The sequence below is a fragment of the Exiguobacterium sp. s46 genome (genome assembly GCF_018618875.1).
GTDB classification, from domain to species: domain Bacteria; phylum Bacillota; class Bacilli; order Exiguobacteriales; family Exiguobacteriaceae; genus Exiguobacterium_A; species Exiguobacterium_A abrahamii.
Genome location: NZ_JACSMY010000001.1, coordinates 356,768 through 371,173, shown reverse-complemented (window position 1 = coordinate 371,173; position 14,406 = coordinate 356,768). Strand labels below are relative to the sequence as shown.

14 protein-coding genes are annotated in these 14,406 nt (G+C 49.4%); all 14 read right to left on the bottom strand.

Going from position 1 to position 14,406, the window contains the following annotated elements; genetic code table 11:
* Nucleotides 1-15 precede the first annotated feature (15 nt).
* Nucleotides 16-882 carry a 2-oxoacid:ferredoxin oxidoreductase subunit beta gene (locus KNQ08_RS01915; RefSeq protein ID WP_023467707.1) on the bottom strand — a complete coding sequence of 289 codons (867 nt, stop codon included), beginning with the start codon at nucleotides 880-882 and terminating at the stop codon, nucleotides 16-18.
* Nucleotides 869-2,617 carry a 2-oxoacid:acceptor oxidoreductase subunit alpha gene (locus KNQ08_RS01910; protein ID WP_035398188.1) on the bottom strand — a complete coding sequence of 583 codons (1,749 nt, stop codon included), beginning with the start codon at nucleotides 2,615-2,617 and terminating at the stop codon, nucleotides 869-871. Before KNQ08_RS01910 ends, KNQ08_RS01915 begins: the two co-directional genes overlap by 14 nt.
* A 189-nt stretch (nucleotides 2,618-2,806) precedes the next feature.
* Nucleotides 2,807-3,067, bottom strand: coding sequence for a stage V sporulation protein S (locus KNQ08_RS01905; protein ID WP_023467705.1), 261 nt, complete (start codon nucleotides 3,065-3,067; stop codon nucleotides 2,807-2,809).
* Nucleotides 3,068-3,096: 29 nt separating this feature from the next.
* Complete coding sequence (locus KNQ08_RS01900) at nucleotides 3,097-3,891, bottom strand: TIGR00282 family metallophosphoesterase (protein WP_023467704.1); 795 nt, start codon at nucleotides 3,889-3,891, stop codon at nucleotides 3,097-3,099.
* Nucleotides 3,892-3,940: 49 nt separating this feature from the next.
* Entirely contained in the window at nucleotides 3,941-5,503 is a 1,563-nt protein-coding gene (gene rny / locus KNQ08_RS01895; protein WP_023467703.1) for a ribonuclease Y, read from the bottom strand.
* Between the two features lie 194 nt (nucleotides 5,504-5,697).
* Complete coding sequence (gene recA, locus KNQ08_RS01890; protein ID WP_023467702.1) at nucleotides 5,698-6,741, bottom strand: recombinase RecA; 1,044 nt, start codon at nucleotides 6,739-6,741, stop codon at nucleotides 5,698-5,700.
* A 111-nt stretch (nucleotides 6,742-6,852) separates the two neighbouring features.
* Nucleotides 6,853-8,085 carry a competence/damage-inducible protein A gene (locus KNQ08_RS01885; RefSeq protein WP_214724529.1) on the bottom strand — a complete coding sequence of 411 codons (1,233 nt, stop codon included), beginning with the start codon at nucleotides 8,083-8,085 and terminating at the stop codon, nucleotides 6,853-6,855.
* 71 nt (nucleotides 8,086-8,156) lie between these two features.
* The gene (pgsA, locus tag KNQ08_RS01880; protein WP_023467700.1) at nucleotides 8,157-8,735 is read right to left on the bottom strand and encodes a CDP-diacylglycerol--glycerol-3-phosphate 3-phosphatidyltransferase; all 579 of its coding nucleotides are present in this window, start codon (nucleotides 8,733-8,735) and stop codon (nucleotides 8,157-8,159) included.
* 63 nt (nucleotides 8,736-8,798) lie between these two features.
* The gene (locus KNQ08_RS01875; RefSeq protein ID WP_251133599.1) at nucleotides 8,799-9,716 is read right to left on the bottom strand and encodes a helix-turn-helix domain-containing protein; all 918 of its coding nucleotides are present in this window, start codon (nucleotides 9,714-9,716) and stop codon (nucleotides 8,799-8,801) included.
* 9 nt (nucleotides 9,717-9,725) lie between these two features.
* Nucleotides 9,726-10,508, bottom strand: a complete 783-nt coding sequence (locus KNQ08_RS01870; protein WP_023467698.1) for a DUF3388 domain-containing protein — start codon at nucleotides 10,506-10,508, stop codon at nucleotides 9,726-9,728.
* A 94-nt stretch (nucleotides 10,509-10,602) separates the two neighbouring features.
* Entirely contained in the window at nucleotides 10,603-11,307 is a 705-nt protein-coding gene (gene ymfI, locus KNQ08_RS01865) for an elongation factor P 5-aminopentanone reductase (RefSeq protein ID WP_149427016.1), read from the bottom strand.
* The gene (yfmH, locus tag KNQ08_RS01860; protein WP_235147631.1) at nucleotides 11,307-12,578 is read right to left on the bottom strand and encodes an EF-P 5-aminopentanol modification-associated protein YfmH; all 1,272 of its coding nucleotides are present in this window, start codon (nucleotides 12,576-12,578) and stop codon (nucleotides 11,307-11,309) included. The genes ymfI and yfmH overlap by 1 nt, the downstream gene beginning before the upstream one ends.
* A complete protein-coding gene (yfmF, locus tag KNQ08_RS01855) occupies nucleotides 12,575-13,828 on the bottom strand; it encodes an EF-P 5-aminopentanol modification-associated protein YfmF (protein WP_023467695.1) in 1,254 nt (417 codons plus the stop codon). The genes yfmH and yfmF overlap by 4 nt, the downstream gene beginning before the upstream one ends.
* On the bottom strand, nucleotides 13,825-14,376 hold the full coding sequence (locus tag KNQ08_RS01850; RefSeq protein WP_029341191.1) for a cob(I)yrinic acid a,c-diamide adenosyltransferase: 552 nt from the start codon (nucleotides 14,374-14,376) through the stop codon (nucleotides 13,825-13,827). Before KNQ08_RS01850 ends, yfmF begins: the two co-directional genes overlap by 4 nt.
* Nucleotides 14,377-14,406 lie beyond the last annotated feature (30 nt).

Here is a 14,406-nt window from a genome sequence, read left to right as displayed (position 1 = left end):
CATCTTTCCTCTATCTTACATGAATTCTGCTGCCAGTTTACCGAATGTTTCTTCGTTCAGCTCAAGATCCGCATACGCAAGACCCGATTCTTGATACCCATCGATTTGTGACTGGTAATCAGGACGTGTTTCATCCTGATAGATCAATCCCATGACGAGTCCGTCGTGAGCATGAACGGTCTGTTTCGCAAGATCCAAGTTCGACGGATCATATCCTTCGATGTCGGACAGCTTCGTCAAGTTCTGTTTGAACCAATCGTACGTATTGACCTTGTTGAACGTGACACATGGACTGAAGACGTTGATGAAGGCAAATCCTTTATGTGCCGTCGCTTGCTCGATCAGTTGCGTCAAGCCCTTCAAATCGTTCGAGAAGCTTTGGGCAACGAACGTCGCACCAGCCGTCAAGGCGAGTTCAACCGGTGAAACACTCTTTTCGATCGACCCTTTTGGCGTCGATTTCGTCTTGAATCCAGGTGCAGAAGTAGGTGACGTCTGTCCTTTCGTCAAGCCGTAAATCTGATTGTCCATGACGATATACGTCATGTCGACATTGCGCTTGAATGCATGAATCGTATGTCCCATGCCGATTGCAAATCCATCACCGTCGCCACCAGACGCGATGACCGTCAATTCGCGGTTCGCCATCTTGACACCTTGGGCGATCGGAAGGGACCGTCCATGAACACCGTGGAAGCCATACGTATTGATATAACCGGAAATCCGACCAGAACAGCCGATCCCGGAAATCAATGCCAACTCTTCTGGTTCGAGACCGACGTTCGCGACAGCACGCTGAATCGCTGCTTGAATCGAGAAGTCTCCACACCCTGGACACCAGTTTGGTTTGACATCGTTTCTAAAATCTTTAAAGGTTGCCATGATATACCCCTCCTACGACCTGCTCGACCACCTCTGCTGGGTAGAACGGGTCGCCATTGAATTTCAGGATATGCTCGATCTTCGATGCATGTCCACAGTTCATCTGGATCAGCTTCGCCAGTTGTCCCGTTGCGTTGTACTCGACGACGATGACTCGTTTTGCCCGCTCTAAGTGTGGCGTGACAAGCTCACTAGGGAACGGATGGACTTGACGGATATGCAAGTGATCAACCTTGATTCCTTGTGCTTCGAGTCGTGGCATGATCTCTTCGATTGTTCCACGTGTCGAGTTGAAACCGACGAATAAGATATCCGGTTCTGCATGATGCTCCGTTACGAGAACGGCATCCTGTAAGCGGAACGTGTTCAGCTTACGGAGTCGCTTCGTCATCTGATCGACTCGGTTCTTCGTCGCTTCCGACGGACGCCCTTCCTCATTGTGCTCAACACCCGTTACGTGATGAATCCCGTGCTTGACGCCTGGAATGACACGTGGGCTGATCCCATCTTCCGTCACTTCGTAGCGTTTGAAGTACGCTTTTCCTTCAAGTTCCGGTAAGTCTTCCTGGATCAACTTCCCGCGTCGGATCTCAACGCGTGACATATCCGGTGGTTCGACCGATTGTTTTCCAAGAGACAGCATCAAATCCGTCAATAGAATGACAGGACACTGGTATTCCTCTGCGATGTTGAATGCCTCTGCTGCATCGTAGAACGCTTCCTCGACCGTTGACGGTGCCAAAACGACCTTCGGAATTTCACCATGCGTGCTGTAGATCATCGCCATCAAGTCAGACTGTTCCTGTTTCGTCGGTAGACCGGTTGACGGACCACCTCGTTGTGTATCGACGATGACGAGCGGTGTTTCCGTCATCCCGGATAACCCGATCGCTTCCGCCATCAATGACAATCCTGGACCAGCAGATGCTGTCAAAGCACGGACACCTGCGTAGTTCGCCCCGATCGCCATCGTGACTGCCGCCAATTCGTCTTCCGTCTGGACGACCGTTCCGCCGAACTGCGGCAGTTTCTTGATTAAGTATTCCATGATCTCAGATGATGGTGTGATCGGGTAAGCTGCCATCAGACGCGCTCCACCGGCGATCGCACCAAGGGCGATCGCATCGTTTCCGATCATGAACATCCGTTGTTTTCCGTCAGCCGGTTCCAAGACGAACCGTTCGCCCTCTCCTGCAAGTGCTTCGAACGCTGCTGCGCCTTCACGGATTGCCGCTAAGTTTTTCTCGACCATGTCTGGACCTTTTCGGCCGAAAATCTGTTCGACGACGGCTTGGAAACGCTCCGGTGCAATGCCGAGAATCGCGCTCGATGCACCGATCGCGACCATGTTCTTCATCAAAGCCGTACCGAGATCAGCTGCAATCTCCGTAAATGGAATCGCATACAAGGAAGCGCGTGCTTCGTCCGGATTCGTCGGATTGAATTTCGCATCCGCGATGATGATGGCACCTTGACGCAATTCATGGAAGTTAACATCGATCGTCTCTTGATCGAATGCGACTAAAATATCGAGATCATCGGAAATCGTCCGGACTTCCTGTGTCGCGACACGAATCTTATTGTTCGTATGTCCTCCCTTGATACGTGACGAAAAGTGACGGTAACCATACAGGTAATAGCCGAGTCGATTCAAGGCAATCGCAAAGATTTCGCCTGTTGATTCGATCCCTTCTCCCTGCTGACCGCCAACTTTCCATGATAACTGATTATACATCGACGTTCGCTCCTTCTCTGTCCCCTGAAATGATAGTTCTCTCTATCCTCCCTCATGATACCGATTTACCGGAAGTAGTACAATGCTCCCTCGGTGGAAAGGTGAGAAAATTTCGCGGACGCAGCAAAAAGACCATCTACTCCAGTCGAGTAAATGGTCTACTTGCAAATAGGACCTATGTCCAATTCGTCATCGTGGTTCGATGATGAGTTTGATGGCGGTTCTCTCTTCCCCATCAATCAAAATGTCTGTGAAGGCTGGGATACAAATCAAGTCGATGCCAGAAGGCGCCACGAATCCGCGTGCGATGGCGACGGCTTTGACAGACTGATTGAGCGCTCCCGCACCAATGGCCTGAATCTCGACGGAACCTCTCTCTCGAATGACACCCGCGAGTGCACCTGCTACCGCGTTTGGATTCGACTTAGCTGATACTTTCAGGACGTCCATGCGTGTACCTCCCCATCCAGAAATGGCAATCAGTCGAAGAATACTGACTGATCCGTCAGATGAATCCGTTCAATCTTCGTTGCTTTTTTGGTTGTGTCATCGATATGAATCAAGACTCCATTAAGTTGTTCCCGTCCTTCGGCAACTTCAAACCGTGTTGGGAGCTGTGTCTTGAATTTTCGTAGGACATCTTCCTGGCGCATTCCGAGCACGCCGTTCAGCGGACCTGTCATCCCGACATCCGTGATGTAAGCCGTTCCTCCGTCAAGGACACGCTCATCTGCTGTCTGGACGTGCGTATGTGTGCCGACGACAGCTTGTACTCGACCATCGAGGTGATAGCCCATCGCAATTTTCTCACTCGTTGCTTCCGCATGGACATCAACGAAGATCGCATCGACTTTTCCTTCGACTTCCGCAATTAATGCATCGACGGTACGAAACGGGTCACCGAGCGGTGGTAAGAAGACTGTTCCTTGGACGTTGATGACGGCAATCTTTTTATTACCTGCTTTGACGATCATCATCCCACGACCTGGCGTACCTTCTGGATAGTTTGCCGGACGGACGATTCGATCCGCGTCGTCGATCCAGTCAAAGATGTCGCGGTTATCAAACGTGTGGTTCCCCATCGTGATCCCGTGGAATCCGAGTTCAAGGAATTGATGATAGATCGACTTCGTGATGCCGCGTCCGTGTGCTGCGTTTTCGCCGTTGACGAGCATGACGTTCGGGTTGTACTTCGCTTTCAAGCGTGCTGTGAATTGTTGTAGGATATGTCGACCGGGTGCACCGACGACGTCTCCGATGAATAAAATCTTCATTGCTGTTCCTCCGTTCATTAAAAAAAGTGGCGGTCGCCCGCCACTCCACTTATTTCGCGTATTCGACTGCTCGTGTTTCCCGAATGACCGTGACCTTGATGTGTCCCGGATAATCGAGTTCTTCTTCGATTTTTTTCCGGATGTCACTCGCCATCTTGTGAGCCAGTACGTCATCGACGACGTCAGGTCGAACGATGATACGGACTTCACGACCCGCTTGGATCGCAAATGATTTTTCGACACCGTCGAACGATTCCGAGATTTCCTCGAGGCGTTCGAGACGGCGGATATAACTTTCGAGTGTCTCTTGACGTGCACCTGGGCGAGCAGCAGATAATGCATCCGCAGCTGCGACCAAGACGGAAATGACAGATGTCGCTTCCGTATCCCCGTGGTGGGATGCGATCGCGTTGATGACGGTTGGATGCTCTTTGTACTTCGTACCGAGCTCGACACCAATCTCAACGTGACTGCCTTCGACTTCGTGGTCGATCGCTTTCCCGATATCATGCAGAAGACCCGCACGCTTCGCAAGCGTGACATCTTCTCCAAGTTCAGCTGCCATCATACCTGCAAGGTGGGCAACCTCAAGTGAGTGATACAGGACGTTCTGTCCGTAACTCGTACGGTACTTCAAGCGACCGAGAATTTTGACAAGGTCCGGATGAATGCCGTGGATCCCGACATCATACGTCGCTTCTTCCCCGATTTCTCGAATCCGCTCGTCGACTTCACGACGGGATTTGTCGACCATCTCTTCAATACGGGCCGGGTGAATCCGACCATCCTGAACCAATTTCTCGAGCGCCATTTTAGCGACTTCGCGACGAATTGGGTCAAAACCAGACAAAATGACGGCTTCCGGCGTATCATCGATAATCAAGTCGATCCCAGTCAAGGTCTCGAGCGTACGGATGTTGCGGCCTTCCCGTCCGATGATCCGACCTTTCATCTCATCGTTCGGTAAGTTGACGACCGATACAGTCGTCTCTGCGATATGTTCAGCGGCGAACCGTTGAATCGCAAGTGACAAGATGTTACGTGCTTTCTTGTCGGCTTCTTCTTTTGCTTTTTGTTCGATTTCTTTTTGAAGAATGGCTGCGTCATGTAAAGCAGCCTGTTTCGTCTCATCCATGATGATCGTTCTTGCCTCGTCTTGCGATAAATTCGCGACGCGGACAAGCTCTTGACGTCCCTGTTCATACAGGTCCTCTACTTTGCGCTCTAGTTCTTCAGCTTGATGCTTCCGTTTCGCGATCTCTGCATCACGTGTATTGATTTGATCTTCCTTACGGTCGATAGCGTCAACACGGCGATCGAGTGTCTCTTCTTTCTGGAGCAACCGGGCTTCTTGTTTCGCTAGCTCTTGGCGACGTTCACGCAATTCTTTTTCCACTTCGTTACGAAGTTTGAATGCTTCATCTTTCGCTTCGAGTACTGCTTCTTTTTTCGTTGCCTCAGCTGATTCACGCGCACGTTCGACGATTTTGTTCGCTTCCGTTTCTGCGCCTTGAATTTTCGCTTCTGCAATCGATTTCCGCAAGAAGTAGCCTACGATGAATGCGATCAGCAAAGTGAGGAGAAGTATGACAATCCAAGTCAGTGTACTCATGGGTTCACCTCCCCTTTGCAAGGTGTTTCTTAGTTCATTTCGGTATTTCATCGAAGCTGTCTAAAAAACGTACATCTATATTGTAAGGATAGCACTCGTTCATTGTCAACGAACGGACGGGAAAGAATTCCACTGTTTTCCTCTTTTACACTAAAAAAAGAGAGGATTCGCATGCGAATCCTCTCTAAAACGATTTATTCAGCAAATAGATCTTCTGGTTGTTCTGCTTCAAAATCAACTGGCTCTTCGCGATCGACGAGACCGTGGTGTTCACGAATCAAACGTTCGACCTCTGCTGCGACTTCCGGATGCTCGACCATGTATTGCTTCGCGTTCTCACGTCCTTGACCGAGACGCTCTGAGTTGTACGAGTACCATGCACCACTTTTTTGAACGATATCGAGGTCTGTTCCGATGTCGATCAACTCACCGACTTTCGAAATCCCGAGACCATACATGATGTCGACTTCCGCTTGTTTGAACGGAGGCGCGATCTTGTTTTTGACGACCTTAATCTTCGTTTTGTTACCGACGACGTCCGTACCGTTTTTCAACGCTTCCGCACGACGCACTTCTAAACGAACAGACGAGTAGAATTTGAGTGCGCGACCACCTGGAGTTGTTTCCGGGTTACCGAACATGACACCGATTTTTTCACGGATTTGGTTAATGAAGATGACGATCGTCTTCGATTTATTCGTTGCACCAGACAGTTTACGAAGCGCTTGGCTCATCAAACGTGCTTGAAGACCGACGTGTGAGTCACCCATCTCGCCTTCGATCTCTGCTTTTGGTACGAGTGCCGCAACGGAGTCGACGACAAGAATATCGACCGCACCAGAACGAACGAGTGCTTCCGCGATTTCAAGTGCTTGTTCCCCAGTGTCCGGTTGTGACAAGAGGAGCTCATCGATGTTGACACCGAGTTTGTTTGCATATGCTGGATCAAGCGCGTGCTCCGCATCGATGAACGCTGCTTGTCCGCCTTGTTTTTGAACTTCTGCGATTGCATGAAGCGCAACCGTTGTTTTACCTGACGATTCAGGTCCGTATACTTCGATGACCCGTCCACGTGGGTATCCACCTGCACCTAGGGCAATATCTAATGTAATCGATCCAGAAGAGATTACTGATACCTTCTGATCCGCATTTTCTCCGAGTTTCATGATAGAACCTTTACCGAACTGTTTCTCTATCTGGCGTAGCGCCATCTCAAGTGCTGCTTTACGATCACTCACGTAGCAGGCCTCCTTTTAATTATCTTACTGAGATTATTGTACTTCTTTTGAGACCGAATGACAAGCATTTTACGAACATTTATTCGTATACTTGCACTTTGATCATTTTTCTCACTCTGGTGCTTTTTCGAGATGTTTCAGTAGAAGGAAATAGGTATCCTTGACGGCGCGCAGTCGAATCATGCCTCTATCGAACGAAGGATATTGCCATTCGACGATCCGTGTTCCATGTGCGTCTGCAACAGCACAATAGACCGTTCCGACCGCTTTTCCGCTGTTGCTCGTCGGACCTGCTTCTCCCGTCAAGGCGACGGCGATATCGGATTGATACAGTTCCCGTGCCCCTTCAGCCATCGCGATCGCGACCTCTTTACTGACAGCAGTATGCTCTTGTAATAAATCCTCTGGTACCGATAACACGGCTTGTTTCGCTGCATCATCATAGACGACGGCGCTCCCGCGCAACACTTGACTCGCACCGCTGACATCAACGAGACCACTCGCGACGGCTCCTCCCGTCAGTGATTCGGCAAGTGAAAGTGTCAATCCTGCTTCTTGATACCGTTTTAGAACGACTTCCGGCAGACTCGTCTCCCCATATCCATAAAAGTACATGCCGACTTCAGCAAGGACGTGTTGTTCGAGTTCATCGAGCATACGATCGGCTTCCTGTTGATCGAGTGCTTTAGCCGTCAGACGCAACCGGACTTCAGCGAGCTCCGCATACGGTGCGACCGATGGATTGGTCGCTTCCTTGATCAACGTTTCTAGACGGTCGTTTAAAGCCGATTCCCCGATTCCGAAGAATCGTAACGTCCGAGAACGAATCGTTTCTTGACCGAATAGATGACTGAAGTGATCTTTGAGGATTTGCTTCATCTCGCGTGGCACACCGGGTAAGACGATATATTGGTGATGCTCGGTCTGGACCGACATACCGGGAGCAAGCCCTGCATCGTTGCGTAAAACCGTTGCACCATCGATGATGAGAGCTTGTTTTCGTTCGTTAATCGTCATCTCCCGTTGACGTGTCTTTAAAAATCCTTCGATTCGCTCGTACGCCGCTTGATCGAGGACGAGATCACGCCCGAGAAGATCAGCGAGCACCTCTTTCGTCAAATCATCTTCCGTTGGTCCAAGACCTCCTGTGATGACGAGGAGATCTGCCCGCTGTTGTGCCTGACGGAATGTTTCTTGCATCCGTTCGCGATTGTCACCGACGACTGTGTGATAATGAACGTCAATTCCGGCACTCGCTAACCATTCGGAAAGGTACTGTGCATTCGTGTTCGCGATTTCCCCAAGGAGGAGCTCGCTTCCGACTGCGATGATTTCTGCTTTCATGTTGATTCCTCACCTTCTTGAAGTATAAGAAAAGACTGTTCGGTATGACGAACAGTCTAAATTGATCCATCTTACATGGATTTCGTAATTAACTTAATGTTTTTCGAGAAATATTCGACGCCTGAGTAGATCGTCAAGATCAAAGCAAGCCACATCGTAATATCTGCGAACGGAATGTTCCACATCGCAAAGATGATATCGTGCAACAAATATGCCGTGATCGATGTCAGCTGGACCCATGTCTTAGCTTTGCCAGAGTTTCCGGCAGCAAGGACGATCCCTTCGTCAGATGCGACGAGACGAAGACCCGTGACTGCGAACTCTCGACAGAGAATGATGACGACGATCCACGCTGCGACGAATCCAAGTTCCACCAAGTAGACGAGAGCAGCTGCAACTAACATCTTGTCGGCAAGTGGATCCATGAATTTTCCAAAGTTCGTCACTAATTTTTGTTTGCGAGCGATATAACCATCGAGCCAGTCCGTCAGTGAAGCAACAAGGAAGATGATAGCTGCAACAAAGTGTGAGACGGGAAGCTCGGCTCCCAGTACATCCCACTGTCCCCAGTTCGGATCAATCGCAAGTACGATGACGAACACGGGAATTAATAAAACGCGTAATACTGTCAATTGATTCGGTAAGTTCATGTAACGCCCTCCTCCTTCATTTCGTATGTAAATGACATGCCATCTAAAAGAAGGCACGCCGAGTTACGGCGTGGCTACTTTCTTTAGATAGATGTTTTGGACGAGAAGCGAACGGTTCAGTTTCAGTTCTTGGTCATTGACGACGATTTTATCAATCCCTTTAATCGAACCGATCCGGATCCGGATCAAGTCCGTCTTCGCGTCCTTCACGACGATCGGATTCGGATCCGATGCGTTGATGTGGTCTGGCGCGAGTGCTTCTCCTTCAAGTGATGTATCACGTACACCAACGAATGGCGACGGAGAGGCATCTTTCTTGATTTGAATCGAGACACTCATCGTATCTTTCGTTGCGACTTCATACGTGACATCTTGACCAGATGTCGACTTCGCAGCAAGTACCTCTTTTTTAGGTTCTTCTTTTGTTTCTTCCTGTTTTGCCGGTTCTTCTTTCGGCTCTTCTTCCGTCTTCGCAGGCGCATCCGTCTCTTTACTTGGCGCGTCCCCTTGATCGATCGTGACATCATTTTGCTTCGGTGCGGACGTCTTCGCCTCTTCGTTACCGTCGAGGAACGTCTGCAGACCATAATACAAGGCAGCGCCGATCGCAAAGATTAGAACGATGATGATGATGTTCGGAATCCAACGCTTCGCAACGCTCTTCTTCGGAGCACTTGATTTCGAATACGTCGCGCGTCGTGACAATTCGACGACCGGTTGTGCTTCCGGTTCCGGAAGATCACGTTTATAGGTCGTAAAGACTTCATCGACGTCAAGACCGAGTGCTTCCGCATATGTCTTGATGAAGGCCCGAGCGTAAAAAGCACCCGGCAATTGATCATAATTACCTTCTTCGATCGCGACGATGTAACGCTTTTGAATCTTCGTCGTCGTTTGAATTTGTTCGAGAGAGACACCAAGTGCCTCCCGTTGTTCTTTTAAGTAGGTTCCGAGCTCGGTCATCGGTAACACACCTTCCATTTTTCATACTTATTCAAAGTTGAACCAATCATTTCCACCATGGGAACGAGGCAGTTCAGTCACAATGATTTCTTCAGTCGTGTTGCGTAATTCAATGATGTAATCAAAATCATCCCACGTATACTCGCTGGATTTGACGAACGCATCCGGATGTTCGACGATTTTTGTCGCCGGTAGACGCATGACTTCACGCAGGATTTGCCAGTGTCGTTCATCGAAATTTCGTTGTGACACTAACGCATCGATGATGTAGACATAATCACCCGTCCGCTCGTCATCGAACAACGATGTTCGAACCGTCTGTTTAATCAACGTCGACGATAGGAACAGCCATTTCTTATTCGCACTGACGCTCGCTGCGACGATTGACTCCGTCTTGCCGACGCGTGGCATGCCGCGGACACCAATCAACAAGTGGCCATCCTGTTTACATAGCTCTGCCATGAAATCGACGAGAATCCCTAAGTCTTCCCGGACGAAGCGGAACGTCTTTCGTTCATCACTGCTTTGATCAATATAGCGCCCGTGACGAATCGCAATTCGGTCACGTAGTTTTGGTTTTCGTAGTTTGATGACCTCTATGGTTGACATCGTCTTGAGAATAGCGGCGAGTCGTGGAATTTGATCCGGTTGTTTCGTTTGGAGCAACATACCGCGTCGTTGATGATCGACACCATTGATCGTCACGATCGAAATATGTAACATTCCCATCAACGAAGCAATGTCCCCGAGTATACCGGGACGGTTGACCTTTAATTCATATTCGAGATACCATTGCTCGAACTCACTCACGCGCCCATCCTCCTCTATCAATACGATTATCCATTCCTCATGTTAAATGATTTTTTGAAAAATGAAAAGCATTCCTGAACTGAAATTCCATCGCCTACATCCATGCGCCATCTATTTTAAGGATGGCTCCCGACACATAACTTGATTCGGGTTGCACTAAGTAACGGATGGCAGAAGCCACTTCCTCTGCTTTTCCGAATCGACCGGCAGGGATTTCAGCGATCGCTTGTTCCTTTTCATCTCCCGAGAAAATCGCGTTCATCGGCGTATCGATCCACCCCGGCGTAATCGCGTTGATGCGTCCGTGCATCGGTCCAAGTTCCTTGCTGTATGCCTTGACGAATCCGAGCTGTGCCGCCTTGCACGTCGAATAGACGACCTCACCCGCGACACCTTGTTCCCCTAATACACTACTGATGACGACGATCGCAAGCTTCGACGTAAACGGTTTCGTCCGTGTTACGGTTTGGCTGATGCGCATCAACGCCTCGACATGGATTTTCCAAAGTTCGTGCATTGATGTTGCCGATTGATCGAGCAACAGACCACTATAACTCGTTCCGGCACAATGGACGAAGGCATCGACGACAGGTAATGCCGCACAGAATGCCTGCAAGTCCTCCTCGTCTGCTAAGTTCGCAGTCAGGATGTGGTGCTCGCCTTGCCACTCCTCTATCATCCGTTCTAAAACCGCTTGCTGTCGATACGTCTGAAGCACCAATTCATGTCCGGCGGCAGCGAGTTGTTTTGCTGCCGCAAGACCAATGGCGCCACTCGCACCGGTGATGAGGATTCGCATCACGCGTACGGTTTGACGATTGAGATCGCCCGGTTTTCAATGGCGAACAACTCGTCGAAGCGGGCTTCAATCTCTTCTTTCGTAATCGAAGCAATCAACGTTGGAAGCGTGAACAGATTCGTACCGGCAAGTGCGTGACGCGAGAACTGATTCGCGATGAATTCCGGTGAATTCAAGGCACGGAGGAACTTCCCTTGCATCATGTTCCGCTTGCGTGTGACTTCGTCTTCCGTAAAGTCAGGACGCGTTTGCAGGAGCGTCTCATACGCTTGGATGAACTTGTCTGGATCTTCTGTCTCCATTCCAAACGTCGCAAAGGCGAACTCTTCCTCACTCGAGTAATCAAAGCTGAACGTATCGTCAATCAGACCGTCTTCATACAGTTCCAAATACGTCGATGATGTCTGATCGAACAAGAGATGTAACAGCAGTTCACTCGTTAACTCACGGCGGACTTGTGCCTCACCGCGAAGCGATTCGTCCTTGTAACCGATCAATACCTTAGGTGTCTTAACGTCGAGCTCGAGTTCAAAGCGTGGACGATGTACGCCATGCGGCTCTTGACCGTAATCTCGTTCGATTGCCGGGCGATCCGTATAGTCCTTCTTCGCCTGGTTCGCCTTGATCAATGCCAGTGTCTCTTCCGGGTCGATGTTTCCGACGACGAACAACACCATGTTCGATGGATGATAGAACGTACGGTAGCACGTGTACAAATCATCGGCTGTGATTTGATTGATCGATTCCGGTGTTCCCGCGATATCGATCCGGACTGGATGCGATGCATACATCGATTCGATCAGACCGAAGAACAGACGCCATCCCGGATTATCTTGGTACATCTGGATTTCTTGCGTGATGATCCCCTTCTCTTTTTCAACACTCTCCGGCGTGAAGTAGGGATCTTGTACGAAATCGATCAATGTCTCAAGGTTTTGTTCGATCAGCGACGTCGCTGAGAACAAGTACGCTGTCCGCGAGAACGAGGTAAAGGCATTCGCAGAGGCACCGAGACGACCAAACTCTTGGAAGACGTCCCCTTTTTCGGATTCGAACATCTTATGCTCGAGGAAATGGGCGATGCCGTCCGGTACCGTGATCCATTCCTCCCCTTTTTTGAATCGTTGATCAATCGAACCATAACGTGTCGTAAACGTCGCATACGTCTTTTCGTATCCTTTTTTTTGCAACAAATAGACGGATAAGCCGTTATCGAGCTGCTCGTGGTATACCGTTTCGTCTGTATCGTGATAAGTCAGTTGTTCCATCATGCTTCACCTCGCAATAGATATACGGCATCAAGATCGATTGCCGCTGCTAATCGAACGACGTCTTCACGTGTCGCCGTTTCAATGATATGAATCTCATCCTCCAGTGTCAGTCCACGCATCTTCGAACCATTCAACCAACCAATCAATTGACCTGGCTGATCAAGGATTTGACGGCGCGCATTGATCAACATCGCCTTCGTCTGTGTCAATTCTTCATCCGTGAACTGTCCTGCTTTTAAATCAACGAGTTGTTCCAAGATGATTTTCTCAGCACGTTCCGCTTCTTTCGTGTCGACCCCTGCATAAACATAGAGTGCACTGTTCAATGCCGCGTATCGTGAAGCCGCATAATACGCGAGACTCTCTTTTTCACGGACATTCATGAACAGTTTTGAATGCGGGAAGCCACCGAACAGACCATTGACGATTTGCATCCGAATCGAGTCAGCAGATGTCGGATCGACCGCTACCCGGTAACCAAGGTGCAATTTACCTTGTTTGATCGGTTGCGTTTCACTCGACCGTTTCACGCCATTGACTGCTTTTTGTGCCGGAATGTAATGACTGATTTTTTCAGAATGCGATGGCAAGAATGATAGAGCGTCTTCCATCTCCTCCTTCGTTACATGTCCGACGACGAAGACATCAATCCGGTCGTCTTCAATCATCGAACGGTATGTATCACGCAAGGATGACGGGGTGATCTGTTCGAGTTCTTCGAGTGTTCCAAGCGATGGCAACGCGACGGCTTCACCTGGTGCCATCAATTCGAGAAGACGTTGCTGTGCGTAGCGCATTTTATCGTCATATAGTGAACTGATCCGTAAGGCATGCAATCGTTTTTCTTGTTTGACGAACTGTTCACGGAAGCCACCTTCCGTCAAATCTGGATACAGCACCATTTGCTCGAGCAATTCGAGTGCTTCTTTTAACAACGACGGATGATGGACGAGTTCTCCCCGGACGACATCGAGTTGGAATGAGATGACATGCTCTTCTCCGAACTTCGACGCGTCCGCATAAAGTCCCGCATCATATAGTGTTTCAAGTGGCTCACGTAAAGCTTTCATCGACGGATAAGCGGCTGTCGATTTTTCCATGATGTACGGTAGGATTGCACGGCTTGTCAGCGTCTTCGCTTCTAACGGTGCTGAAAATGTGACGAGAATCGTCGTCGTCTTGAATTTGTCGGTCGGAACGAGATGGTAGCTCGTTCCTTCCTTTTTCCATGTGCTAAATGACTGACTCATTGCTCTCCATCCTTTCGTTTGAATACATGCGCACTGCGGACATATTCAATATCTGCTTTTTGTTTGACGGCATTCTCGTAACGGGCTGCTGTAAAGAAGAAGTCACTGAGTCGGTTGATGAACGGTAACAAATGAGCCGCTTGAGGGACATCGATCATCGAACGTTCCACGCGACGACAGACCGTCCGTGCCACGTGTAACGTTGCAGCTGCTTCCGTTCCACCAGGCAAGATGAACTTATCGAGCGGCGGTGATAACTCCGTTAACGTGTCAATCCAACTTTCTAAATCAACCGTCGCTTCTTGACTCAAACGTGACGGGCGCGGCTCGACATACATCAAGTCACTGCCACAATCGAATAACGCGTGCTGGATCACTGTCAGTTGCTCACGCACCTCGATTGACGATGCTTTCGTCCGGGCAAGTCCGACGAAACTGTTCAATTCGTCGAGTTCTCCCATCAAGCTAATCAAACGATCATTTTTTTTGACTCTTCCACCAACGAGAGATGTTTCTCCTTCGTCACCAGACTTCGTGTAAATTTTCATTTTTCATTCACTCCTATAGCGAAAGGAAGC

Coding starts and splice junctions, on each gene's coding strand:
- yfmF (WP_023467695.1), bottom strand. CDS start 13,828: ATGAGTCAGTCATTTAGCACATGGAAAAAGGAAGGAACGAGCTACCAT.
- ymfI (WP_149427016.1), bottom strand. CDS start 11,307: ATGCGAATCCTCATCACCGGTGCGAGTGGCGCCATTGGTCTTGCGGCA.
- KNQ08_RS01910 (WP_035398188.1), bottom strand. CDS start 2,617: ATGTATAATCAGTTATCATGGAAAGTTGGCGGTCAGCAGGGAGAAGGG.
- yfmH (WP_235147631.1), bottom strand. CDS start 12,578: ATGATGGAACAACTGACTTATCACGATACAGACGAAACGGTATACCAC.
- KNQ08_RS01875 (WP_251133599.1), bottom strand. CDS start 9,716: ATGGAAGGTGTGTTACCGATGACCGAGCTCGGAACCTACTTAAAAGAA.
- KNQ08_RS01885 (WP_214724529.1), bottom strand. CDS start 8,085: ATGAAAGCAGAAATCATCGCAGTCGGAAGCGAGCTCCTCCTTGGGGAA.
- pgsA (WP_023467700.1), bottom strand. CDS start 8,735: ATGAACTTACCGAATCAATTGACAGTATTACGCGTTTTATTAATTCCC.
- KNQ08_RS01850 (WP_029341191.1), bottom strand. CDS start 14,376: ATGAAAATTTACACGAAGTCTGGTGACGAAGGAGAAACATCTCTCGTT.
- rny (WP_023467703.1), bottom strand. CDS start 5,503: ATGAGTACACTGACTTGGATTGTCATACTTCTCCTCACTTTGCTGATC.
- KNQ08_RS01900 (WP_023467704.1), bottom strand. CDS start 3,891: ATGAAGATTTTATTCATCGGAGACGTCGTCGGTGCACCCGGTCGACAT.
- KNQ08_RS01905 (WP_023467705.1), bottom strand. CDS start 3,067: ATGGACGTCCTGAAAGTATCAGCTAAGTCGAATCCAAACGCGGTAGCA.
- KNQ08_RS01915 (WP_023467707.1), bottom strand. CDS start 882: ATGGCAACCTTTAAAGATTTTAGAAACGATGTCAAACCAAACTGGTGT.